Below are 21,082 nucleotides of genomic sequence, written 5' to 3'. Positions count from 1 at the left end.
GGGATTAAATGTTCAATACTAGAGAAGTAGCCATAAGGGTATTATCTGAAGTGCAAGATAAAGGTAAATTCTCTAACAAAGCACTGCAGGAATATTCACAGATAGATATGTCACTTGAGGACAAGAGATTACTGAGAGAATTGGTTTACGGAGTTCTTGAAAACCGTATGTATATTGATAATATAATTAAATCTGCTTCAAATGTAAGAATGAAGAAAATCCATCCAATGATATTACAAATATTAAGAGTTGGGATATACCAGATAGGATTTATGGATAGAATACCAGCACATGCCGCAATTGATGAGTCAGTAAAGCTGGCAAAAAAATATGGCCACAAAGGTACAATAGGATATGTAAATGGTGTTTTGAGAAAGATTGATAGAGAAAGAGAAAAGTTTTTCTTGACTGAAATTCCAAAAAACATGGAAGAATTGTCAGTTCGTTATTCTCATCCTGGTTTTTTAGTTGATTTGTGGATAAAACAGTTTGGATTTGAGTTTACAAAGGAACTCCTAAAAGCCAACAATACAAGACCTTTGCTTAACATACGTGTTAATACATTGAAGATCGATAGAGAGAACTTGTTAGATAAGCTTGGTAAGTATGACTTGCAACTTATTAGAGGAGAATTATCAAGAGACTGCATAAAAGTTCTTAATCCTGAAAATATTACAGATTCTAAAGAATTTAAAGAAGGATTCTTTACAATTCAAGATGAAAGCAGCATGTTGGTTACTGAGATTTCAGAACCAAAAGAAAAAGATCTTATATTAGATGTATGTAGTGCACCTGGAGGCAAAGCTACCCACATGGCACAAAGAATGAATGACAAGGGAAAAATAATTGCAAGAGACCTGTACACCCAGAAGATAAAACTAATTATGGAAAACTGCAAGAGACTGGGAATAAACATCATCGAGGGGCAGGTGTACGATGCAGGTATTTTTGATGAAAGTTTAAGAGACAAAGTTGACGTGTGTCTTGTAGATGCACCTTGTTCAGGTTTCGGATTGTTGAGAAGAAAACCGGACATTAAATTTAATAGAAAGAGTGAAGATTTAGAGACGCTTGTTGAAATACAGTCACAAATACTAAGTAACTCCGCTGGCTATGTAAAGTCTGGAGGAAAACTGATTTATAGCACTTGCACTTTGAACAAAAATGAAAACCTGGATCAGGTACAAAATTTTCTGATTAGAAATCCAGAATTCATGCTTACACCTATAGAACTACCAAGAGATATTGTTCTTAGTGAAACACAGAAATATGGTTATATAGAGCTATATCCACATATACATGGAACAGATGGCTTTTTTATTGCAAAAATGACTAGAAAATAGGTTTTTTAAATAAATTGGAATAACTCTATTGAAATCATGTTATAATATGAGCGAAGAGAGATGAGGATTATGGAATTAAACAGTATGACACAAAAAAAACTCAAAGAAATCATAAATGATTATGGTGAAAAAAGTTTTAGAGCTGAACAAATATTTAGATATTTTCACCAACATGACGGAGAAGATATTTTAGAAATTGGTCAGATTCCACTGGATCTAAGGAAAAGAATCAGTTTAGAGTACACAGTTAATAAAATTAAAGTCCTTCACAAATTTGAGTCAAAGGTTGATGGAACCGTTAAGTATTTATTCTTGCTACCTGATGGCAACATCATTGAAAGTGTAGTGATGAGTTATTCACATGGATATTCACAATGCATATCCACCCAGGTAGGCTGTAAAATGGGATGTAGTTTCTGTGCATCCACCAAAGGTGGTCTTGTGAGAAATCTTACAGCTGCTGAAATGGCTAATCAGGTATATGAGGCTGAAAAGGATTTAGGAATTAGGATATCTAATATAGTTCTTATGGGTAGTGGAGAACCATTGGACAATTATGATAATGTAGTTGATTTTTTTGCTATAATTAATAGCAAATTGGGAAGAAATATCAGCCTCAGAAATATAACCTTGTCAACTTGTGGAATAGTGCCAGAAATCTATAAGCTGGCAGAAGAAAATTTACCAATTACGCTTTCCATATCACTTCATTCTCCATTTGATGAGAAGAGAGAAGAAATTATGCCTATTGCTAGAAAGCATAAACTAAAAGAACTTATGGAAGCATTGAGATACTACATTGACAAGACAAACAGAAGAATAACATTTGAGTATACCTTGATAAAGGGAACAAATGATAGTGAAAAAGAAGCAAGGGAGATATCCAGATTACTTGATGGAATGTTAGCTCATGTAAATCTGATACCACTCAATCCAATAAGTGAGTATAAAGAAGGAAGACCAGATAGAGACCATGTACTAAGCTTTCAATCGATGCTAAAGAAGTTTGGGGTTGCAACTACCGTCAGACGTGAAATGGGTGGAGACATTAGTGCATCATGTGGTCAACTTAGAAGAAGTGTTCTTGATGAAGAAAAATAACGAGGTGATATCGTGAAGTTTGGAGCAGCTAGTGACATAGGACTGGTACGTGAAATTAACCAAGATAGCCTCTATATACCTGAAAATCAGCATATGCCATTATTTATGGTAGCTGATGGGATGGGAGGCCACAATGCAGGTGAGATAGCCAGTGTTATGGCAATTAACATTATCAAGGAATGGATGGAAGAAAATATTGCAGATCTCACAACTGAAAAAAACATTAGAGAATGCGTTATTAAAAGTGTTGAGTATGCCAATAGACATATTTACAACTACTCAAAGGAAATTGAAGGTTGCAGAGGCATGGGAACTACTTTGACCATGGGATATTTGTGCTGTGACAAGATTGTTGTAGGCCATGTCGGAGATAGCAGAGCTTACTTAATCAGCTCTGGTAAAATGTCACAGATTACTCAAGATCACTCACTTGTACAACAGTTGCTTCAAGAAGGCAAAATTTCAGAGAATGAAGCCAGGACACATCCCCAAAGGAATGTAATAACCCGAGCTGTAGGTACTAGCAGTGAAATAGAAGTGGATACTTTAACCATTGACATTACAAAAGGTGATATAGTGGTATTTTGTAGTGATGGACTTACCAACATGGTACCTGAAGAAAAATTAATTGAAACGTTTTCCAATGAGACAGATATACAGAGAGCTTGTGAAATTGCCGTAGAGAAAGCTAAAGTTGAAGGCGGCAATGACAATATTACTGTTTTGGGGATTAGATTTTAACAGAGGTGAAAAAATGATAGGGAAAATGCTAGGAAATAGATATGAAATAGTTGAGCAAATTGGTAGCGGAGGCATGGCGTATGTTTATAAAGCTAAATGTCATTTGTTGGACAGGTTTGTTGCAATAAAGATTTTGAAAGAGGAATTCACGGATGACGAGGATTTTATCAGGAAATTTAGAAGAGAATCTCAGGCAGCTGCAAGCCTTTCTCATCCTAACATACTTAATATCTATGATGTTGGATCAGAAGAACAGGATAACAAAAAAATCCATTACATTGTTATGGAATACATCAAAGGCAAGACACTAAAAGAACTGATTGTGGGGAATGAAAAGCTACAGATTGATCAATCTCTTTACTACGCTACACAAATAGCTGAAGCTCTTTCGAATGCACATAAGAATCATATAGTTCATAGGGATATTAAGCCGCATAACATAATGGTAACCGAAGATAATCGGGTTAAGGTGACAGACTTTGGAATTGCCAGAGCTGTTACTTCATCGACCATTACTACGACTTCCAGTGTTTTAGGCTCAGTTCACTATTTTTCTCCAGAACAAGCCAGAGGCGGATATACAGATGAAAAATCTGATATTTATTCACTTGGAATAGTAATGTATGAGATGATTACAGGGAAGGTGCCTTTTAATGGTGACACACCTATAGGCGTAGCACTTAAGCATGTTCAGGAGGATATTGTACCCCCTGTGGATGCCTCATCTGACATACCAAGAGAAGTAAATGACATAATTATGAAATGTGTCATGAAAAGACAAGGTGACAGATATCAGAGCGCTGATGAGCTCTTAAGAGATTTAAAGGCCTATATTGATACAAGAACCATTCCTGAAAATCAGACAACTGAAGAAACTAGCGATATGACAAGGGTTATACCAGTCGTTAGTGCTGAAAGAGAATCATCAAGGAGCCAGACAATGGACAGAAGCAAGAAAAACAAACGAAATAGAAATAATAAAAATAAATCGGTTGTAATAATTTCAGCAATTTTAGCAGCTTTTATATTGGCTACATTAATATTTGCAGGATATATGAGACTAAGAGACAATATTTCAACGAGTGATGATATATTGATGCCTTCATTGATTGGAATGACTCAGGAAGATGCAGAAGTAATAGCTAAAGATGAAGGTTTCCAGTTGAATGTTGTTAATAGTGTATCCAGTACTGAGTATGAAGCGGGGCGTATTATCTCACAAAATGTTGATGAAGGCGTAAGAGTAAAACCCGGATATCCAGTTTCAGTGACAATTAGTCTGGGTTCTGACAGAGTAACGGTACCGCTACTCGTCAACAGGACTCTTACTGAGGCTGAAACAATAATTAAGGAAGCTGGAATGAGGATGAATGTAGAATACGATTTTTCTGACACGGTTCCCATAGATGTTGTAATGGAGCAAAGCATAGAATCCTTCACGGAGGTTGAACCTAATACTAGAATAGACCTTATTGTTAGCAAAGGTGAAGAGATCAGTGATGTCATAATGATCCAATTGATTGGAACACAAATAAGCCAGGCTATGAATGATATTGTAGGGCTTGACTTGGTAGTCGGAGAAGTAACATATGAACCGAATAATGATGTTCCTGCAAATGTTGTTACATGGCAATCATATGATGCTGGAACAACACTTGAAACCAAGACAGCTGTTGATATGTATGTCTCATCAGGTCCTGAACCAGAACCTGAACCAGATCCAGTTGAGGAACCTGAACCGCCTTCATCTGATGAAGAGAGTAGTTTTACATTCACATTGACACCATTTACAGACAGGGAAGAAACAGAGATAACCATTTTCAGAAAGCAGGGTGGGGATGCAACCATGGTTTATTCTGAAACTCATCAAGCAGATGATGGATCCTTCCAGGTGACTGTTAATGGAGTCCCTGGTGCACAGTTTGAAGTATATTACGATGGAATATATCAATTTACCAGAGTAAAAGAGGGTTGATTAATGATTGAGGGTACAATAGTTAAAGGAATCGGCGGGTTTTATTATGTACGCACGGAGAAAGGCATTATCCAGAGTAGAGCTAGAGGAAATTTTAGAGAAACAAATATAACTCCCCTTGTTGGAGATAAAGTTAGTATAAGAATCAGTGCAGAAGATAATAATGGCTACATTGAGGAAATATTTGATAGGAAAACTGAATTATTAAGACCTCCAGTTGCAAATGTCACTCAGGCTGTTATAGTTTCAAGCATTAGAAACCCTGATTTGAATACTTGGCTTCTAGACAGAATGCTTGTTATGGCTGATGAACAGGGTCTCGATGTTTTAATTTGCATCAATAAGTGTGAAATCGATCGGGAATATGCAGAGTTTGTTGGAAGTATTTATAAAAATGCGGGTTATAAAACAATACTAACCAGCGTAAAAGAGAACGAAGGCTTGGAGGAACTAAAAGATTTCCTGGAAAACCATATAAGTGTATTTGCAGGACCATCAGGTGTTGGAAAATCTTCTTTGTTGAATTCGATTAATACAAACTATGATCTTGAAATTGGGAAAATCAGTTTAAAAACATCAAGAGGTAAACACACCACCAGACACGTAGAGCTACTCGAGCTTAATAAGAACTCATTCGTATTGGATAGCCCGGGTTTTAGTTCACTTAGTCTTGATTTCATAGAAGATGAGATTGATTTGAAACATTATTTCAAGGATATTGAAGAATACAACGGGCAGTGTAAATTTTCCAGTTGTATTCATTTAAACGAACCTGGATGTGCAGTAAAGAAAGCTGTTGAATCTAATAAGCTAAGTGAGGAAAGGTATAAAAATTATATAATGATGATTAATGAAATCAAGAACAGAAAGAGGAGATATTAATATGGCAAAATTAGCACCTTCATTACTTTCTGCAGACTTCTCAAAACTTGGAAAAGAAATAGATATTCTAGAAAAGGGTGGAGCAGATTATGTTCATCTTGATGTTATGGATGGAATCTATGTACCAAACATCACTTTTGGAGCACCTGTTATCAAGAAAATAAGGGGTACGACAAAACTACCTTTTGATGTACATCTTATGGTAGATAGACCAGAGAGATTTATTGATGATTTTATTGATGCCGGCTCAGACATTATAACAGTTCATCCAGATGCTTCCATCCACCTCCACCGAACACTACAAGAAATAAGGAATAAGGGTGCTAAAGCGGGTGTTTCACTAAATCCTTCAACACCTTTGGATGTGTTGGAATACTTAATGGACGATATTGATCTGATCCTAATAATGTCAGTAAATCCTGGGTTTGGAGGACAGAGTTATATCCCGGCAATGACTGAAAAAATAATGAAACTTAAGGATATGATTGTCAAGTCTGGAAATGATATTATTCTTGAGGTCGATGGTGGGATAAAGCTAGAAAATGCAAGAGAAATTATCGATGCTGGAGCTGACCTAATTGTTGTTGGATCTGGGATTTTTGCAACAGATGATGTGGAAAGTAGAGTTAAGAAGTTTAAAGAACTGATAGCATAATATATATGTATATAGTTTTAGTAGTTGAGGAATTTTTTAACTTGTGATATTATCAAATTAACAAAAGAATATTTACAGCACTGGGGGAGCGTAAGCTGAGAGAGAGTAGTTCTCGACCCTTAAGACCTGAACTAGGTAATTCTAGCGGAGGGAAGTGTGTATAGAAATTATACCCATTGCCTTCATAGCAATGGGTTTTTTGTACTAACTCACGCTGTTATATTCAAACCAAAATAAGGAGGTTTAATATAATATGGAACAAAAAAGAAGTAAAGTATTGATGTTGACAGAGGGAGGAATGATGATAGCATTATCTGCCCTTCTAAGTTATGTGAGAATCTATCAAGCACCCAATGGGGGTAGTGTAACCGCTGGCAGTATGATTCCAATTATGATTTTTGCAATAAGATGGGGGCTTGCCCCTGGGGTAGCGGTTGGTGTGACTTATGGTATGTTGGATTTTATTTTAAAACCATTTTTTGTACATCCACTGCAATTGCTGTTAGATTATCCATTTGCATTTGGATCTTTAGGATTAGCTGGCATAGCATACGTTCTTACTACAAAGAAAGGCAAAAAAGGATATGGTTCAGTTTTGCTTGGAGTATCATTGGCAATTACAGGCCGTCTTATATTCCATGTCCTTTCAGGAGTCGTATTTTTCGCAGAATATGCAGGGGACCAGAATCCATGGATTTATTCGATTATTTATAACGCTACTTATCTTATACCTGAATTGATTATATCCATGATAGTTATGGTACTTGTATGGAAACCGATACAAAAATTCATACGGTAAGGATGGTTTTATGAAAGGATTAATTTCTGCTGGAGGCACAGGAGTAAGAAATGGTATATTGATTGATCTATGTAAAGAAGCAGATATTATAGTCGCAGCTGATAGTGGATTCTATAATATATCAGAAGCTAGCTGCAGAATAGATTATTTAATTGGAGATTTTGATTCCATTGACGACATTAACTTAATCGAAGATTTAGATTCCAGTACAACAATTTGCAGATACCCTATAGAAAAAGACAAGACAGATACTGAGTTGGCCATAGACTTACTGGTAGAAAAAGGGTGTACAGAAATAACTATCATTGGTGGCACTGGTAGTAGGATAGATCATTCGTTATCAAATATATTTATGATACGATCTTATCATTTAGATGGAATAAGCATAAAAATTATAAACGATAACAATGAAATATCCTATCTACCTATTGAAATTTTGTTAAGGAAGGATCCTGATTACTATTATTCTATACTACCTGTAGGACCAGAGGGTGTCACTGTAACGCTGGAAGGTTTTCATTATCCCTTACAAGAGACTCACATAAGATACGGGTCAAGTCTTGGAATAAGCAACTACATTGATGATGAATTAGGAAAAATCATCAGACATTCAGGTGAGGGTTTCCTTGTGAAGTCCAGAGACTAAATTTCACAAATGAAAAAAAGCTTATTATGAGATTATCATAATAAGCTTTTTATTCTTGTAAGTGTGGACTAAATGGCTCTTTGAACATAACCAGATCTCAAGCATCTTGTACAAACGTTGATTCTCTTGACTGATCCTTTTACAACTGCCTTTACTCTTCTTATATTTGGAGCCCATGTTCTTGAACTCTTTTTATTGGAGAAGGTCACCTTATTTCCAAATACCTTACTTTTTCCACAAATTTCACATTTCTTAGACATGAAAACACCTCCTTAATTCCTGACAGGCATAATGTTTTTAATATTATTCTCTGCAACATATTATATTTTAACACAGGAGATTATAGAATTGCAACCTAATATTACTAATATTGTTGTTTTAGTTGAACAATTACAACTAATAATGTAAAATAGTATGGATAAGAGTAAAACACAGGGAGGTATAGTTATGCCGGTCAAAATGAAAACGGAATTTGGAGATCTAAATATAAATGACAACGTGTTTGCATCACTGGCAGGAATATCAGCAATGGAAAGCTATGGTATTGTAGGTATGGCTGCAAAAGATGCAAAAGATGGTTTTTTTGAATTGTTGAAATCCGACTCATTAACAAGAGGAATCAAAGTATATATCAAAGACAACCTTATTACAATAGATATGTACGTAATATTGGAATTTGGAGTTAAAATCTCGGTGGTATGCAAGAATATAATAGACAGAGTTAAATTTAATATTGAGAACTTCACCGGATTGAAGGTAGACAAAGTTAATGTCTTTGTCCAAGGAATCCGAGTCGACAAGTAATTAGGAGGTCAAAGATGAATACTAAAACAATAGATGGATATAAACTTAAGGTTATATTGGAAAGTGCTGCATTTAAGCTTGAAGCAAACAAGGATGAAGTAAATTCGTTGAATGTATTTCCTGTACCTGATGGTGATACAGGTACAAATATGCTCCTAACCATGAAATCCGCATTGAAACAAGGATTAGATGTTCAAGAAAATGATGCTCACAAAGTCGCTCAGGCGGCCAGCCAGGGCTCTCTTATGGGAGCAAGAGGCAACTCAGGGGTAATACTTTCACAGTTATTCCGCGGCTTTGCAAGTGGCTTGGAAGGAAAAAAAGAAATTGATATTGCAACTTTTGCGCTAGGGCTTAAGAAGGCTGCAGATACAGCTTATAAGGCCGTAATGAAGCCAACTGAAGGGACTATTCTTACAGTTGCAAGAGAGTGTGGCGAAAAAGCCATGTCAATCTGTAACCAAAACGAAGATATGGTTCAATTTCTAGAAGAAGTTTTACTTCATGGTAATGATATTCTTAGCAAGACTCCTGATATGCTTCCTGTGCTGAAACAGGCAGGTGTTGTTGATGCAGGTGGGAAGGGACTACTGTATTTAATTGAAGGTGCTCTTGAGGCAATTTCTGATGAAAAGAGATCATTGGTTGTACCTTCACAAATTCAAGTAGAGCCGATTATTGAAAAACCAAAGAAAAGGGACCACATAGATACAGACGATATTGAGTTTGGGTATTGTACAGAATTTATGATTAACACCAATTATGGTGATGTTGAGGAATTTAGGGAACAGATATCAGCAAACGCAGATTCTTTGCTGGTTGTGGGTGGAGAAGGAATTATAAAGGTTCATATACACACAAATAATCCTGGAGATGTACTTGAAAAAGCTTTAAAGCTCGGTGAATTAAGCGACATTAAAATTGACAATATGCGTTATCAGCACGAAGAGGTATTACTAAAGGATGAGCTTTCGAGATTAAACAATAATAATTACGTTAATGAAACTATCAATGATGAACAGAAAAGGTACTCAATCATTGCTATCTCATTAGGAGAAGGAATTGATGAGCTTTTTAAAGATATGAATGTTGATGTTATAGTTTCAGGTGGTCAGACTATGAATCCAAGTACTGAAGATATACTTTCGGCAATTGACAAGACAAAAGGAGAACATGTTATAATATTACCTAATAATAGTAATATTATTTTAGCTGCAGAACAAACAAAGCACCTGAGTGAACGGAGTATTAGTGTTATTCCAACAAAATCGATTCCGCAAGGTATATCTGCATTGCTGGTACTGGATGAAGATGTTGAGCTTGAGATAAATTTGGAGAGTATGATTAATGCTATAGACGAAGTAAAAACTGGACAGGTTACTTTTGCAGTTAGAGACACAGAATTTAATGGTACTGATATTAGGAAAAACGATATAATCGGTCTTTCTGATAAAGATATTCTGGCTGCTGGAAATGACGTAAATACTGTTTCGCAACAACTTATTGAGAAGTTAGTGGATCAGGAGTCCTCCATAATAACGATTATATATGGAAGTGATGTAACAGAAGAGCAAGCAAGTAAGTTAGCTGAATTACTTGAAGCGAAATATAGCAATCTTGATATTGAGGTTGTATTTGGCGGTCAACCACTTTACTATTACCTATTTGCCATTGAATAAACCCTGCCCTTGAGCAGGGCTTCTTTTTTGATTAGGGTTTTTCTTCCATGAGAATCAAGAAAAGCATCTAAGCTATTATTCGATACTTAAATATTATAATTGACAATAATGAGGAGGTGGATTTATGCCTGGTTTAGATACTGGTGTACAATATATAAAAGGTGTGGGACCAAAAAAAGCATATAGGCTGAAAAGACTTGGATTAGAGAAGGTGGAAGATATACTTTATTATCTGCCCAAGGATTACGAAGATAAAAGGAAAATATCTGTCTTGGCAGAAGGAAGCTGCGAGAATAAAAATCTTTATAAAGTTGCTATAAAATTACCACCTTCCTTAATAAAACCTAGAAGAGGGTTATCTATTCTCAAAGTCCAGGTGGAAGATAAATCAACTACGGCTCAACTGGTATGGTTCAATCAGGATTATCTAAGAGATAGATTAATTCCAGGTAAGGAATATCTTGTGTATGGTAAATTAAAAAAGGATTCCTTTGGAATTCAAATACATAATCCTGAATACAAACCCTGGGAAGGTAAAAATACTAGTCAGGGTATAACTCCGGTTTATGGTTTAACCGAAGGTATCACTAATAAAGAGATGACAAAAATTATAAAGACTGCTATGGATGAATATTTACAAGCTGTTAAAAATGTTTTGCCTAGAGAGATTTTACTTAAGTACAACTTCATTGACAAGAAGGAGGCCATTAAACAAATTCACTATCCAAATAGCCCTGAATCTATGATTGAATCCAGGAATCAGCTTGCCTTTGAAGAATTGCTAGTACTCCAGTTAGGTCTTTTAAAGCTAAAGAAGACAAATACTGATAATAATGGAGTAAGTATGCCAAAACATGAGTATATAGATGGATTTATAGAAAATCTTGAATTTGAGTTAACCGATGCCCAAAAGAGGGTATTGGGTGAAATTATGGCTAATATGGGCAGTAATTCACAGATGAATAGGCTGGTACAAGGCGATGTAGGTTCAGGAAAGACTATAATTGGAATTGTTGCTATGTACAATGCTGTATTAAATGGATATCAAGCCGCAATGATGGCACCTACCGAAATTCTTGCTCTGCAACACTATGAATCTCTATTGAAAGCTTTCAATAATATCAATATAAAAGTTGCTTTTTTGTCGGGTAATCAAACAAAAAAGGATAAAGAATTTGTTCTTTCAGAACTTGTAAAAGGTCGAATTGATATAATTGTAGGTACTCATGCATTAATCCAGACAGAAGTAGCTTTTAAAAGATTAGGGTTGGCAATAACAGACGAACAACATCGATTTGGAGTTCGACAACGATTGACTCTTTCAGATAAAGGAATTTCCCCAGATGTAATTGTTATGACGGCAACTCCAATACCAAGAACTTTGGCTCTGATACTATACGGTGATCTAGATATATCAATTATCGACGAGCTACCGCCTGGGAGACAGGAAATAAAGACTTATGCAGTAGATGATTCGATGGAAGAAAGGATTTATAAGTTTGTTTCAAAGCAAATTGATGAAGGTAGACAAGCTTATATTGTTTGTCCATTAATAGAGGAGTCTGAAAAACTCCATGTGATGTCAGCCGAAGAATTATATGTACGATTAAAGAATTCTGTTTTTAACAATCATAATGTTGCTCTTCTTCACGGAAGAATGAATCAGAAGGAAAAAGACTCAATAATGACTGATTTTAAAAATAAGCGTATCGATATTCTTATTTCAACAACTGTGATAGAGGTAGGAGTCAATGTTCCCAATGCAAGCATTATGTTAATTATGAATGCAGAAAGATTTGGGCTTGCACAACTTCACCAATTAAGAGGTAGAGTTGGGAGAGGAGAGTACCAATCACATTGTATTCTCGTAAACAATAGTTCTACAAAACTTAGTAGAGAACGAATGAGAATTATGCAATCGACTAATGACGGGTTTAAGATATCTGAAAAAGACTTGGAATTAAGAGGACCTGGAGAGTTTTTTGGAACCAGACAACATGGAATTCCTGAATTAAGAATAGCCAATCTCATAAGGGATATCGATATTCTGAAGTCTGCACAGAAAGAAGCAATATCAATAGCAGATAATCAATCATGGTTATCAGATGATGAATATAGTTCTGTAAGGGAAAGTATCAACAAATTGTTTTCAGCCAAGACTGATGAAATAATGCTTAATTAGGTTTTAATATGGTAAAATCTGTGATAAAATGTTAGCAAAAGTAGGTGATTAGATGTGCGAGTAATATCTGGAATTAGAAAAGGACACAAATTGATAGCACCAAAAGGAGGTTCTGTAAGGCCGACTGAGGACAGGGTCAAGGAATCACTATTTAATATTCTATCTCCACTAAAAAGTGAAGCGATTGTCTTGGACTTGTTTGCAGGCAGTGGAGGAATTGGAATCGAGTTTTTGAGCAGAGGGGCTAGTAAGGTCTATTTTGTAGATAATAGTTATGACAGTATAGAGGCAATTAGAAAAAATCTTGAACATACAAAACTCAGAGAGTTTGCAGAAGTTTTACGGGGAGACGCCAGAACAACTATTAAAAAATTTAGTTCTATTGATATAGTCTTTGATTATATATATATTGATCCACCCTATGCAGCTGAAGAATTATTTCATAAGACACTTCAGCTTATCGCAGATTATAAAATGCTTTCACACGATGGAATTATAATTGTAGAACATGATAAATCCATGATTTTTAAATCAAGATATTCTGGAATTGAATTATTCGATACCAGAAACTATGGGAGTAAGGAAATGACATATTTCAGAAATGAAGGAGTGGCAGTATGAGAGTAATTTATCCAGGAAGCTTTGATCCAGTTACAAACGGGCATCTTGATATAATACAAAGATGCTCTGACAGATTTGACCAGGTTATTATTTCTGTACTTGACAATAAAAGAAAAAGTAGTGTATTTACAGTGGATGAAAGAATTAAGTTGCTTGAGGAATCAACAAAAGAGCTTCATAATATAGAGATTGATTCATTTACAGGATTGTTGACAGACTATGCTAAAAAGAAAGGATGCAGTACCATAATCAGAGGGTTGAGAGCTGTTTCTGACTTTGAGTACGAAATGCAGCTCGCTTTGATAAATCGAAAAACATATCCTGATCTGGAAACTCTTTTTATGGTTTCTTCGACAGGAGTCTCGTTTTTAAGCTCTTCGCTCGTAAGAGAAATAGCATCGTTTAACGGTGAAATATCATGTTTTGTACCAGAAGTTGTGGAAGATGCACTAAAAGAAAAGTTTAAAGGGGGGGCTCGTTAATGGATTTATTGAATTTAATCGATGAAGTTGAGGACATTGTGGAGGCAGGAACCAGTGTACCACTAATTGGTAAGGTTATGATTGATAGAGATGAAATCCTTGACATTGTCAAGGAAATTAGAATAAAATTACCTGATGAGATTAAGCAGGCAGCATGGATAAAAGAGGAACGACAGAGGATAATTGATGAAGCTCAAAAGACATCTACAGCAATGATCAGCGAAGCAGAAGTGAGACTTGAAGAATTAATTGATAGAGAAGAGGTTATCAAGCAAGCAAATCAGAGAGCAGATGAAATCCTTAAAAGGGCTGAATATAGCTCTGAAGAGATAAGAAACGGCGCATTGGAATATGCAGATGGACTCCTTTATGAAGCGCAAGAAAATTTCAAGGAATTGATTCAGTTATTAAATGACAATAGAAAAGAATTGAGAAATAAAGAATAGCTCAAAGGACCCTCTCTATGAAGTGGGTCCTTTATCCATTGTGTATATTGATATAGGGACTTTTTTTGAAATCCATTCCAATTTCAGGCTTGATAAGATCAAGACCAAGATAGTATAAGTCTGTAGCCAGTATATCCAACAAAAGGATTGATTTATTTGTCTTATTAAGCTTATTCATTGAATCAGACAGTTTATTGATTATTTCAATCTCCGAGTTTTCTTTGATTTTGTTTATGATTTCAAACCCCTTCTTATTGCTGGCAAGCACTCTAATATATCCAGGTTCATTGGAAAATGCATCAAGAATGGCTTCTTTTTTTAGATCTACCAGCATATGAATTAACATTCTCTGAATTCGAGTTTCAGTATATCGTTTCGTTGAAATTGCTTTTATAAGTTCAAGTGGATCCGAACTAATCCTTGAAAGGTCTTTTATTCTGTTTTCCAGTCCAATCTCAACATCAAAATAATCGGATATATCGGTTGCTGACTTAACGCATAGAAGATAATTGATTATTTGTGAATAGTTTCCAAGTCCGTTGACTTTACCGTACTTCTTGATAAAACTGAAGATGGAATCATAAGATGACTGAGGTAGTAATTCAATAGCTGATTCAATACCATTCTCTTTAATTCTATGTCTTATAGCTGTGGCAGAAGCAATTTCGCTTTTTACTTCCAATTCAGAATACTTATCACCCAGTCTTTGGAAAGTTATTGGAATGATTGAGGATTCTAATCTTTTCAAAGATTTAAGATATTCAATTCCAAGAATATTGTTTGATTCTTTTATGATTGATAGTGTGTCTCCTAATTCTATACCATTAGCTTCAGCATAGTCTTTCAATGCAAGTGATCTTGAAACAGAAAATGAATTTCCATAGTTGAGATGTTCTTTCAGTAATTTCTTAAATAGAGGAGGCTCAAATGCTAAAATTGATGCAATTGAATCAAGTTCATCAATATTTCCGGATTCACTACCAAAAACAAGATAATCTGTTGAGTTAATGGACTCTAAAATTTTAGTTGATCCTGAAGCAAAAAGTTCTGCTGTTTGAACTGAATATATAAAAGGAAGTTCAACAACAAGGTCAACACCGTTTTTTATTGCCATTTCTGCTCTTGTCCATTTATCAACAAGTGCTGGTTCTCCTCTCTGCACGAAAGATCCACTCATAACAGCGATAATATGAGATGCTCCCGTGAGATTTTTTGTGTTTTCTATGTGTACTCTATGGCCAAAGTGAAATGGATTGTATTCTGTAATCAAACCTGCTAATTTCAAATCATGGACTCCTTTCCAATCTATATCTAACATAGACTGATCATAAATTCGATAATTGTTTTTTTTAAATACTTTGTTACTAAAAATAATAACATTTGATCATGACATGTACAAATAAAAATGCCTATAAATTTTTAAGTACAGGTTTTATGTATATGACAATACGGTTTTCTAGGAAACTAATCTTGGTTTTATTAAAGCTTTTGGTTTCTTCTGTTGATTTTTTAACATAAATATAATACTATTGATATAGAAATACTGATAGGAGGTCTGTAAATGAAAATTTTAGTAATGAACTGTGGAAGCTCCTCATTGAAATATCAGCTTATTGATATGCAGGGAGAAGAAGTTATGGCAAAAGGGCTAGTGGAAAGAATAGGAATAGAAGGTTCCAAAATAAAGCATGATACCACTGGAAAGGAAAGAGTGGTAATAGAAGAGAAGATGGAAGACCATAAAAAGGCGATTGAACTTGTACTTAAGGTAATTATTGACAAAGACCATGGTGCAATCACATCAATGGATGAGATTGGAGCAGTAGGACACAGGGTAGTACATGGTGGAGAAGACTTTGCAGGTTCAGTTATGATAGATAAAGCAGTTATGGATGCACTGAACAAGAATATTGAACTTGCTCCGCTGCATAATCCTCCTAATATCATGGGAATAGAAGCATGCAAGGAATTGATGCCTAATACACCAATGGTTGGAGTATTTGATACAGCTTTCCATCAAACCATACCGGCTGAAAACTATATTTATGCCATTCCATATGAATATTATGAAAAATACAAAATAAGAAGATATGGATTCCACGGAACATCACACAAATACGTATCTTTAAGAGCTTCTGAGCTAATGAATAAAGATATAAAGGATTTAAACATTGTATCATGTCATCTTGGAAATGGTTCAAGTGTTACTGCAATAGAAGGTGGAAAGTCTGTTGATACAAGTATGGGATTTACTCCTCTCGAAGGTCTAGCTATGGGTACCAGATCAGGTGATATAGACCCTGCAATAATTCCATTTCTAATGGACAAGGAAGGTATGACTTTTGATCAGGTAAACAATATGCTTAATAAAGAATCAGGTGTTCTTGGGATATCTGGACTAAGCAGTGATTTCAGAGACCTTGAAATAGCTGCAGAAGAAGGCAATGAGAGGGCAGCTCTTGCTTTGAAGGTATTTACCAACAGAGTTAAGAAGTATATCGCTGCATATGCTGCACAAATGTGCAGAATTGATGTTCTTGTATTTACAGCAGGAATCGGTGAAAATTCTGATGTAATTAGAAAAATGGTTTGTGATGGACTTGAGTGTCTAAATATTAGAATTGACGACAGTTTAAACAACGGTATACGAGGTAAGGAAGCTGTTCTAAGCAAAGATCTTACAAGTGCTACGATTATGGTAATACCAACAAATGAGGAACTTATGATTGCGAGAGATACTTTGGGATTGGTCAGCGCAAGATAGTTGTTGACAAAGATGTCCCTCATATATATAATAGTACTGTTAGTCTAAGAGGTGACAACTATGATAATTGATTTATCAAATTTTCTTGATAGCGGCAAACAAGTCATGAGTTTTTCATTTGACATATCTAGTGGTGAGTTTGCAAATGAGGATATTTCCTCAATTGTTGATCCAATTCATATAGAAGGCACTTTCTATATGGTAGATGACGAAATACTCATTGAAACAGAAGGTAGTTATATTTATCAAGCTCCTTGTGACAGGTGTCTTGCTGAGAGCAGCAATGAGATTAGTTTCAAGGCTACAGGAAAATTGATGGAAGAAAAAGCAGGGAACAACATCGAAGATGAGGAATCTGATGAGATCGTTTACTACAAAGACATGAAGGTAGACATCGCTACTTATATTTGGAATCAGATAGCAAGTTCCCTACCGATGAAATTTTTATGCAGCGAGAATTGCAAAGGTTTGTGTCAAAAATGCGGTAAGAACCTTAATGAAGGTACATGTGACTGCAACGTTGAAACAGGCGATTTACGATTCGAAAAGTTAAGGGAACTTTCTCTAAATGATTAAGGAGGTGTTTTAAATGGCAGTACCAAAAAGGAAAACTTCTAAAGCCAGAAGAGACAAAAGAAGAGCGTCTTCCTATAGACTTAATAAAACCACAGTTGTTGAATGTCCACAATGTCATGAGCCCAAACAACCACATAGAGTTTGCAGAAGTTGTGGCTATTACAAGAACAGGGAAGTAATTGTAGTCGAGTAATGAGAAAGATAGTGATTAGCTTCACTATCTTTTTTTTATGTGCTAAAATAGATATGATAAGCTTAAATGTCATTGTTGAATGTTTGCTCGACAAATAAGAAAAAATGAGGGATAAAATGAGGATAATTGTAGATGGAATGGGAGGAGACAATGCTCCTGAATCAACCGTAAAAGGAGCTGTTGAGGCTGTAAAAGAATATGGTATAGACGTAATAATTACTGGCCCTGAAGAGAAGATTCAGAATCAATTAAAAAAATATACCTATCCGATTGAGAAAATAATGGTAATGGATGCTCCCGAAATCATAACTAATGATGAAAATCCTACATTGGCAATCAGAAGAAAGAGGAATAGCTCTCTTGTGGTTGGTATGCAGGCACTAGCTGATGGTAAAGGTGAGGGTTTTGTATCTGCAGGTAATACTGGCGCGCTACTAGCAGGTGGCCTGTTCATAGTCAAGAGGATTGAAGGGATCGACAGAGCAGCGCTAACAGTACTATACCCAACACTTAAAGGAGTTTCACTGCTTGTTGATGCAGGAGCTAATATGGATACAAAACCTGAATATCTAAGTCAATTTGCTTCAATGGGCTCAATTTATATGGAAGAGGTAATGGGAGTTAAAAACCCTAGGGTGGGTCTCGTTAATGTTGGTACTGAGGAGTCAAAAGGAAACCAATTATCAAAAGATACCTTCCATTCACTGAAGGAATCTAATATTAATTTCATTGGTAACATTGAAGCCAGGGACTTGCCCTATGGTATTGCAGATGTAATGGTTTGTGATGGATTTGTGGGTAATGTTGTACTCAAGCTTACTGAAGGAATGGCATCTTCGATTTTTTCACTCTTAAAGGAAACATTCACGGCAGATTTTAGATCAAAGCTTGGGGCACTACTCCTAAAACCACAGCTTAAAATATTAAAAAAGAGACTTGATTACAGGGAACACGGAGGAGCACCACTGCTTGGGACCACAAAACCTGTAGTAAAAGCTCATGGAAGCTCTGATTATTACGCGTTTAAGAATGGCATAGGTCAACTTAAAACTTTCATTGAAAGAGATGTAATAGCAGCAATAGAAAATAAACTAGTTGATGGAGGAATACAATGATTACAAAAAAACTAATCGATATTATTACAACACAATTTAATGTGCCTGAAAAAGACATCACTATGGAAACATCATTCAGAGATGATCTAAATGCAGATTCTCTTGATTTGGTTGAGCTTGTAATGGCTCTTGAAGATGAGTTTGGCTTAGAGGTTGATGATGATGATGTGGAAATGATTAAGACTGTTGGAGATGCCAAGCAATACATTAAAGGTAAAATAGAGTAAATTTGGAGGTGTTTTCATGAATGGATATCCTGAATTTAGTAAACTTGATGAATTACAGAAGAAACTAAGGTATCAATTTGAAGATATAGAACTTCTTGAGACAGCATTAACACATAGTTCCTATGCCAATGAGCATGGATTGCATGCCAGCAAAAGCAATCAGAGACTAGAATTTCTTGGAGATACGGTCCTGGGATTGGTTGTAAGTGAATATCTATTTATGAAATATCCATTTTACCCTGAAGGTGAACTTACAAAAATACGAGCGAAAGTTGTTTCTGAACCTTCGTTGGCTCTCGCGGCAAGAAGGATAGATTTAGGAAGCTTTCTACTTCTTGGCAAAGGTGAAGAAAATACTGGAGGGCGAGACAGGGATTCGATTTTAGCTGATGCAAGTGAATCAATCACAGGTGCAATTTTTATGGACAGCAATTACGAAACCGCTAAAGAGTTTTTATTGAAGAACTTTGAGACAATTATTGTAAAAGCGGTAGCAAGAGGTTCACTTTTCGTAGACTACAAAACTATTTTGCAGGAAAAACTTCAAAAAATAAGTAGAGAAAAGCTTGCTTATTCCGTAGCAAAGGAAGAAGGTCCGGATCATGATAAATTATTTTATGTAGATGTATCAATTGGTGGAGATATTATCGGCTCAGGAATAGGAAGAAATAAAAAAGAAGCTGAGCAGATGGCTGCGAAAGAGGCTTTGATTCTAATGGGTGGGGATTATGACTAGACATTATATTATACCCATTTTTGTGCCACACTTTGGTTGTCCGCATGATTGTGTATTCTGCAATCAAAGAAAGATAACAGGTCTTTCAACTGATATTACAACAACTGACGTAAAGAAGATTATTGATGAACATCTTAAAACATTCAAAAAAGATTCTTTTATAGAAGTTGCTTTCTATGGTGGCAGTTTTACAGCCATAGAAAAAGGTATTCAGGAACAACTTCTTGCTGTGCCTTTCGAATATAAAATGAGTGGTCAAATCCAAAACATAAGACTGTCAACAAGACCAGATGCAATTAACGATGAAATACTTAATCTTCTGGAAAGTTATGCAGTGGATATAATAGAATTGGGAGTTCAGTCATTGGACAATGATGTTTTGATTCAAAGCGAAAGAGGACATACCGATACAGACGTTTATGAAGCAAGTAAATTAATAAAAAAAAGGGGCTTCAAACTTGGTCACCAAATAATGCTAGGCTTACCAGGAGATACTAAAGAAAAAAGTTTATCCACAGCTAAGAGGATTTTAGAAATGAGTCCTGATATGATAAGGATATATCCAACCCTGGTAATTAGGAATACAGCTCTTGAAAGACTAATGCAAGAAGGAAATTACAAGCCAATTAGTTTGAATGAAGCGATTGAGATTTCAGCTGAGATACTCATGGTATTCAAAGCACATAATATTCCGGTCATAAGAATTGGACTTCAACCAACAGAAAACATTCAAATGGGAAGAGATGTTGTGGCAGGACCATTTCATCCAGCATTCAGACAACTGGTAGAGGAAACAGTTTTTAAATCTCTTTTCCTTGAAAATATATATCGAAATAGAATTAATGTAAAGGGAAAAAGCATTGTAATAGAATGCTCAAATTCAATGGCTTCTGTAATTGCAGGGCAACATGGTAAAAACAGAGAATTGTTAAAGCGTGAACTTGATTTTGTAAAATTGAGAATAGTTCCAGGTAAAAAAGATGACGATAGAATTGTTCTAGCTTTTGACGATAATGAAATCTTCATTGATTTAAAATATGAAACGGAATTATACAATAAAAATAATCCCTTATAAAGGTTTCCGTCTGGAAACCGGTATAAGGGATGGCACTACG

At 35.5% G+C, this 21,082-nt stretch carries 23 protein-coding genes and 1 riboswitch; of the genes, 21 read left to right on the top strand and 2 right to left on the bottom strand.

Translation table 11 applies throughout. The features are described 5' to 3' along the window. Positions 1-8: 8 nt before the first annotated feature. From rsmB to ACOEN1_RS04150, 8 genes are all read left to right on the top strand, one after another. Positions 9-1,343, top strand: a complete 1,335-nt coding sequence (rsmB, locus tag ACOEN1_RS04185; protein WP_422485188.1) for a 16S rRNA (cytosine(967)-C(5))-methyltransferase RsmB — start codon at positions 9-11, stop codon at positions 1,341-1,343. Between the two features lie 69 nt (positions 1,344-1,412). Continuing rightward, positions 1,413-2,444: a 23S rRNA (adenine(2503)-C(2))-methyltransferase RlmN gene (gene rlmN / locus ACOEN1_RS04180; protein WP_422485186.1), complete on the top strand. Its 1,032-nt coding sequence runs from the start codon at positions 1,413-1,415 to the stop codon at positions 2,442-2,444. A 12-nt stretch (positions 2,445-2,456) separates the two neighbouring features. Next, positions 2,457-3,185: a Stp1/IreP family PP2C-type Ser/Thr phosphatase gene (locus ACOEN1_RS04175; protein ID WP_422485185.1), complete on the top strand. Its 729-nt coding sequence runs from the start codon at positions 2,457-2,459 to the stop codon at positions 3,183-3,185. A 13-nt stretch (positions 3,186-3,198) separates the two neighbouring features. After that, positions 3,199-5,160: a Stk1 family PASTA domain-containing Ser/Thr kinase gene (pknB, locus tag ACOEN1_RS04170; protein WP_422485184.1), complete on the top strand. Its 1,962-nt coding sequence runs from the start codon at positions 3,199-3,201 to the stop codon at positions 5,158-5,160. 3 nt (positions 5,161-5,163) lie between these two features. Continuing rightward, entirely contained in the window at positions 5,164-6,042 is an 879-nt protein-coding gene (gene rsgA, locus ACOEN1_RS04165) for a ribosome small subunit-dependent GTPase A (protein ID WP_422485183.1), read from the top strand. A gap of 1 nt (position 6,043) precedes the next feature. Next, positions 6,044-6,697: a ribulose-phosphate 3-epimerase gene (rpe, locus tag ACOEN1_RS04160; protein WP_422485182.1), complete on the top strand. Its 654-nt coding sequence runs from the start codon at positions 6,044-6,046 to the stop codon at positions 6,695-6,697. Between the two features lie 72 nt (positions 6,698-6,769). Beyond that, positions 6,770-6,867: riboswitch (TPP riboswitch) on the top strand. An 83-nt stretch (positions 6,868-6,950) separates the two neighbouring features. Continuing rightward, positions 6,951-7,496, top strand: a complete 546-nt coding sequence (thiT, locus tag ACOEN1_RS04155) for an energy-coupled thiamine transporter ThiT (RefSeq protein ID WP_422485181.1) — start codon at positions 6,951-6,953, stop codon at positions 7,494-7,496. A 10-nt stretch (positions 7,497-7,506) separates the two neighbouring features. After that, a complete protein-coding gene (locus ACOEN1_RS04150) occupies positions 7,507-8,142 on the top strand; it encodes a thiamine diphosphokinase (protein ID WP_422485180.1) in 636 nt (211 codons plus the stop codon). Between the two features lie 68 nt (positions 8,143-8,210). On the opposite strand, the gene rpmB is transcribed toward ACOEN1_RS04150, so the two are convergent. Then, positions 8,211-8,402, bottom strand: coding sequence for a 50S ribosomal protein L28 (gene rpmB, locus ACOEN1_RS04145; protein ID WP_422485179.1), 192 nt, complete (start codon positions 8,400-8,402; stop codon positions 8,211-8,213). 187 nt (positions 8,403-8,589) lie between these two features. Here rpmB and ACOEN1_RS04140 point away from each other — a divergent pair, with 187 nt between their 5' ends. The 6 genes from ACOEN1_RS04140 to ACOEN1_RS04115 all read left to right on the top strand — a co-directional run bounded on the left by ACOEN1_RS04140 (position 8,590) and on the right by ACOEN1_RS04115 (position 14,356). After that, positions 8,590-8,946 carry an Asp23/Gls24 family envelope stress response protein gene (locus tag ACOEN1_RS04140; RefSeq protein WP_422485178.1) on the top strand — a complete coding sequence of 119 codons (357 nt, stop codon included), beginning with the start codon at positions 8,590-8,592 and terminating at the stop codon, positions 8,944-8,946. Between the two features lie 14 nt (positions 8,947-8,960). Continuing rightward, on the top strand, positions 8,961-10,625 hold the full coding sequence (locus ACOEN1_RS04135; protein ID WP_422485176.1) for a DAK2 domain-containing protein: 1,665 nt from the start codon (positions 8,961-8,963) through the stop codon (positions 10,623-10,625). Between the two features lie 124 nt (positions 10,626-10,749). Continuing rightward, positions 10,750-12,807, top strand: coding sequence for an ATP-dependent DNA helicase RecG (gene recG, locus ACOEN1_RS04130; RefSeq protein WP_422485175.1), 2,058 nt, complete (start codon positions 10,750-10,752; stop codon positions 12,805-12,807). 54 nt (positions 12,808-12,861) lie between these two features. After that, positions 12,862-13,428, top strand: coding sequence for a 16S rRNA (guanine(966)-N(2))-methyltransferase RsmD (gene rsmD / locus ACOEN1_RS04125; protein WP_422485174.1), 567 nt, complete (start codon positions 12,862-12,864; stop codon positions 13,426-13,428). Continuing rightward, positions 13,425-13,910 carry a pantetheine-phosphate adenylyltransferase gene (gene coaD / locus ACOEN1_RS04120; protein WP_422485173.1) on the top strand — a complete coding sequence of 162 codons (486 nt, stop codon included), beginning with the start codon at positions 13,425-13,427 and terminating at the stop codon, positions 13,908-13,910. The genes rsmD and coaD overlap by 4 nt, the downstream gene beginning before the upstream one ends. After that, a complete protein-coding gene (locus tag ACOEN1_RS04115) occupies positions 13,910-14,356 on the top strand; it encodes an ATPase (RefSeq protein ID WP_422485172.1) in 447 nt (148 codons plus the stop codon). Before coaD ends, ACOEN1_RS04115 begins: the two co-directional genes overlap by 1 nt. Positions 14,357-14,387: 31 nt before the next feature. Here the strand turns inward: ACOEN1_RS04115 and ACOEN1_RS04110 are convergent, their stop codons facing one another. Then, entirely contained in the window at positions 14,388-15,641 is a 1,254-nt protein-coding gene (locus tag ACOEN1_RS04110; RefSeq protein WP_422485171.1) for a nucleotidyltransferase, read from the bottom strand. A 276-nt stretch (positions 15,642-15,917) separates the two neighbouring features. Between ACOEN1_RS04110 and ACOEN1_RS04105 the strand changes: the two genes are divergently transcribed. The 7 genes from ACOEN1_RS04105 to ACOEN1_RS04075 all read left to right on the top strand — a co-directional run bounded on the left by ACOEN1_RS04105 (position 15,918) and on the right by ACOEN1_RS04075 (position 21,042). Next, positions 15,918-17,120 carry an acetate/propionate family kinase gene (locus ACOEN1_RS04105; protein ID WP_422485170.1) on the top strand — a complete coding sequence of 401 codons (1,203 nt, stop codon included), beginning with the start codon at positions 15,918-15,920 and terminating at the stop codon, positions 17,118-17,120. Between the two features lie 60 nt (positions 17,121-17,180). Continuing rightward, the gene (locus tag ACOEN1_RS04100) at positions 17,181-17,696 is read left to right on the top strand and encodes a YceD family protein (protein ID WP_422485169.1); all 516 of its coding nucleotides are present in this window, start codon (positions 17,181-17,183) and stop codon (positions 17,694-17,696) included. A gap of 13 nt (positions 17,697-17,709) precedes the next feature. After that, positions 17,710-17,889, top strand: a complete 180-nt coding sequence (gene rpmF / locus ACOEN1_RS04095) for a 50S ribosomal protein L32 (protein WP_422485168.1) — start codon at positions 17,710-17,712, stop codon at positions 17,887-17,889. Between the two features lie 116 nt (positions 17,890-18,005). Next, positions 18,006-19,004, top strand: a complete 999-nt coding sequence (gene plsX, locus ACOEN1_RS04090) for a phosphate acyltransferase PlsX (RefSeq protein ID WP_422485167.1) — start codon at positions 18,006-18,008, stop codon at positions 19,002-19,004. Beyond that, on the top strand, positions 19,001-19,231 hold the full coding sequence (acpP, locus tag ACOEN1_RS04085; RefSeq protein ID WP_422485166.1) for an acyl carrier protein: 231 nt from the start codon (positions 19,001-19,003) through the stop codon (positions 19,229-19,231). Before plsX ends, acpP begins: the two co-directional genes overlap by 4 nt. Before the next feature lie 16 nt (positions 19,232-19,247). Then, positions 19,248-19,967 (top strand): ribonuclease III, encoded by a 720-nt coding sequence (gene rnc / locus ACOEN1_RS04080; RefSeq protein WP_422485165.1) that lies wholly within the window; start codon positions 19,248-19,250, stop codon positions 19,965-19,967. Beyond that, a complete protein-coding gene (locus tag ACOEN1_RS04075; RefSeq protein WP_422485164.1) occupies positions 19,960-21,042 on the top strand; it encodes an elongator complex protein 3 in 1,083 nt (360 codons plus the stop codon). Before rnc ends, ACOEN1_RS04075 begins: the two co-directional genes overlap by 8 nt. Positions 21,043-21,082 lie beyond the last annotated feature (40 nt).

It is taken from the genome of Gudongella sp. DL1XJH-153 (genome assembly GCF_049310905.1).
In the GTDB taxonomy this organism is placed as follows: Bacteria; Bacillota; Clostridia; order Tissierellales; family Tissierellaceae; genus Gudongella.
This window is presented reverse-complemented; position numbering and strand designations above follow the sequence as displayed.

Bases quoted from the DNA above. Each gene is read 5' to 3' on its own strand.
- thiT (WP_422485181.1), top strand. From the start codon at position 6,951: ATGGAACAAAAAAGAAGTAAAGTATTGATGTTGACAGAGGGAGGAATG.
- rsgA (WP_422485183.1), top strand. From the start codon at position 5,164: ATGATTGAGGGTACAATAGTTAAAGGAATCGGCGGGTTTTATTATGTA.
- ACOEN1_RS04105 (WP_422485170.1), top strand. From the start codon at position 15,918: ATGAAAATTTTAGTAATGAACTGTGGAAGCTCCTCATTGAAATATCAG.
- ACOEN1_RS04075 (WP_422485164.1), top strand. From the start codon at position 19,960: ATGACTAGACATTATATTATACCCATTTTTGTGCCACACTTTGGTTGT.
- plsX (WP_422485167.1), top strand. From the start codon at position 18,006: ATGAGGATAATTGTAGATGGAATGGGAGGAGACAATGCTCCTGAATCA.
- recG (WP_422485175.1), top strand. From the start codon at position 10,750: ATGCCTGGTTTAGATACTGGTGTACAATATATAAAAGGTGTGGGACCA.
- rpe (WP_422485182.1), top strand. From the start codon at position 6,044: ATGGCAAAATTAGCACCTTCATTACTTTCTGCAGACTTCTCAAAACTT.
- ACOEN1_RS04100 (WP_422485169.1), top strand. From the start codon at position 17,181: ATGATAATTGATTTATCAAATTTTCTTGATAGCGGCAAACAAGTCATG.
- ACOEN1_RS04135 (WP_422485176.1), top strand. From the start codon at position 8,961: ATGAATACTAAAACAATAGATGGATATAAACTTAAGGTTATATTGGAA.
- coaD (WP_422485173.1), top strand. From the start codon at position 13,425: ATGAGAGTAATTTATCCAGGAAGCTTTGATCCAGTTACAAACGGGCAT.
- ACOEN1_RS04140 (WP_422485178.1), top strand. From the start codon at position 8,590: ATGCCGGTCAAAATGAAAACGGAATTTGGAGATCTAAATATAAATGAC.
- rpmF (WP_422485168.1), top strand. From the start codon at position 17,710: ATGGCAGTACCAAAAAGGAAAACTTCTAAAGCCAGAAGAGACAAAAGA.
- ACOEN1_RS04115 (WP_422485172.1), top strand. From the start codon at position 13,910: ATGGATTTATTGAATTTAATCGATGAAGTTGAGGACATTGTGGAGGCA.
- pknB (WP_422485184.1), top strand. From the start codon at position 3,199: ATGATAGGGAAAATGCTAGGAAATAGATATGAAATAGTTGAGCAAATT.
- ACOEN1_RS04150 (WP_422485180.1), top strand. From the start codon at position 7,507: ATGAAAGGATTAATTTCTGCTGGAGGCACAGGAGTAAGAAATGGTATA.
- rpmB (WP_422485179.1), bottom strand. From the start codon at position 8,402: ATGTCTAAGAAATGTGAAATTTGTGGAAAAAGTAAGGTATTTGGAAAT.
- rnc (WP_422485165.1), top strand. From the start codon at position 19,248: ATGAATGGATATCCTGAATTTAGTAAACTTGATGAATTACAGAAGAAA.
- rlmN (WP_422485186.1), top strand. From the start codon at position 1,413: ATGGAATTAAACAGTATGACACAAAAAAAACTCAAAGAAATCATAAAT.
- rsmB (WP_422485188.1), top strand. From the start codon at position 9: ATGTTCAATACTAGAGAAGTAGCCATAAGGGTATTATCTGAAGTGCAA.
- acpP (WP_422485166.1), top strand. From the start codon at position 19,001: ATGATTACAAAAAAACTAATCGATATTATTACAACACAATTTAATGTG.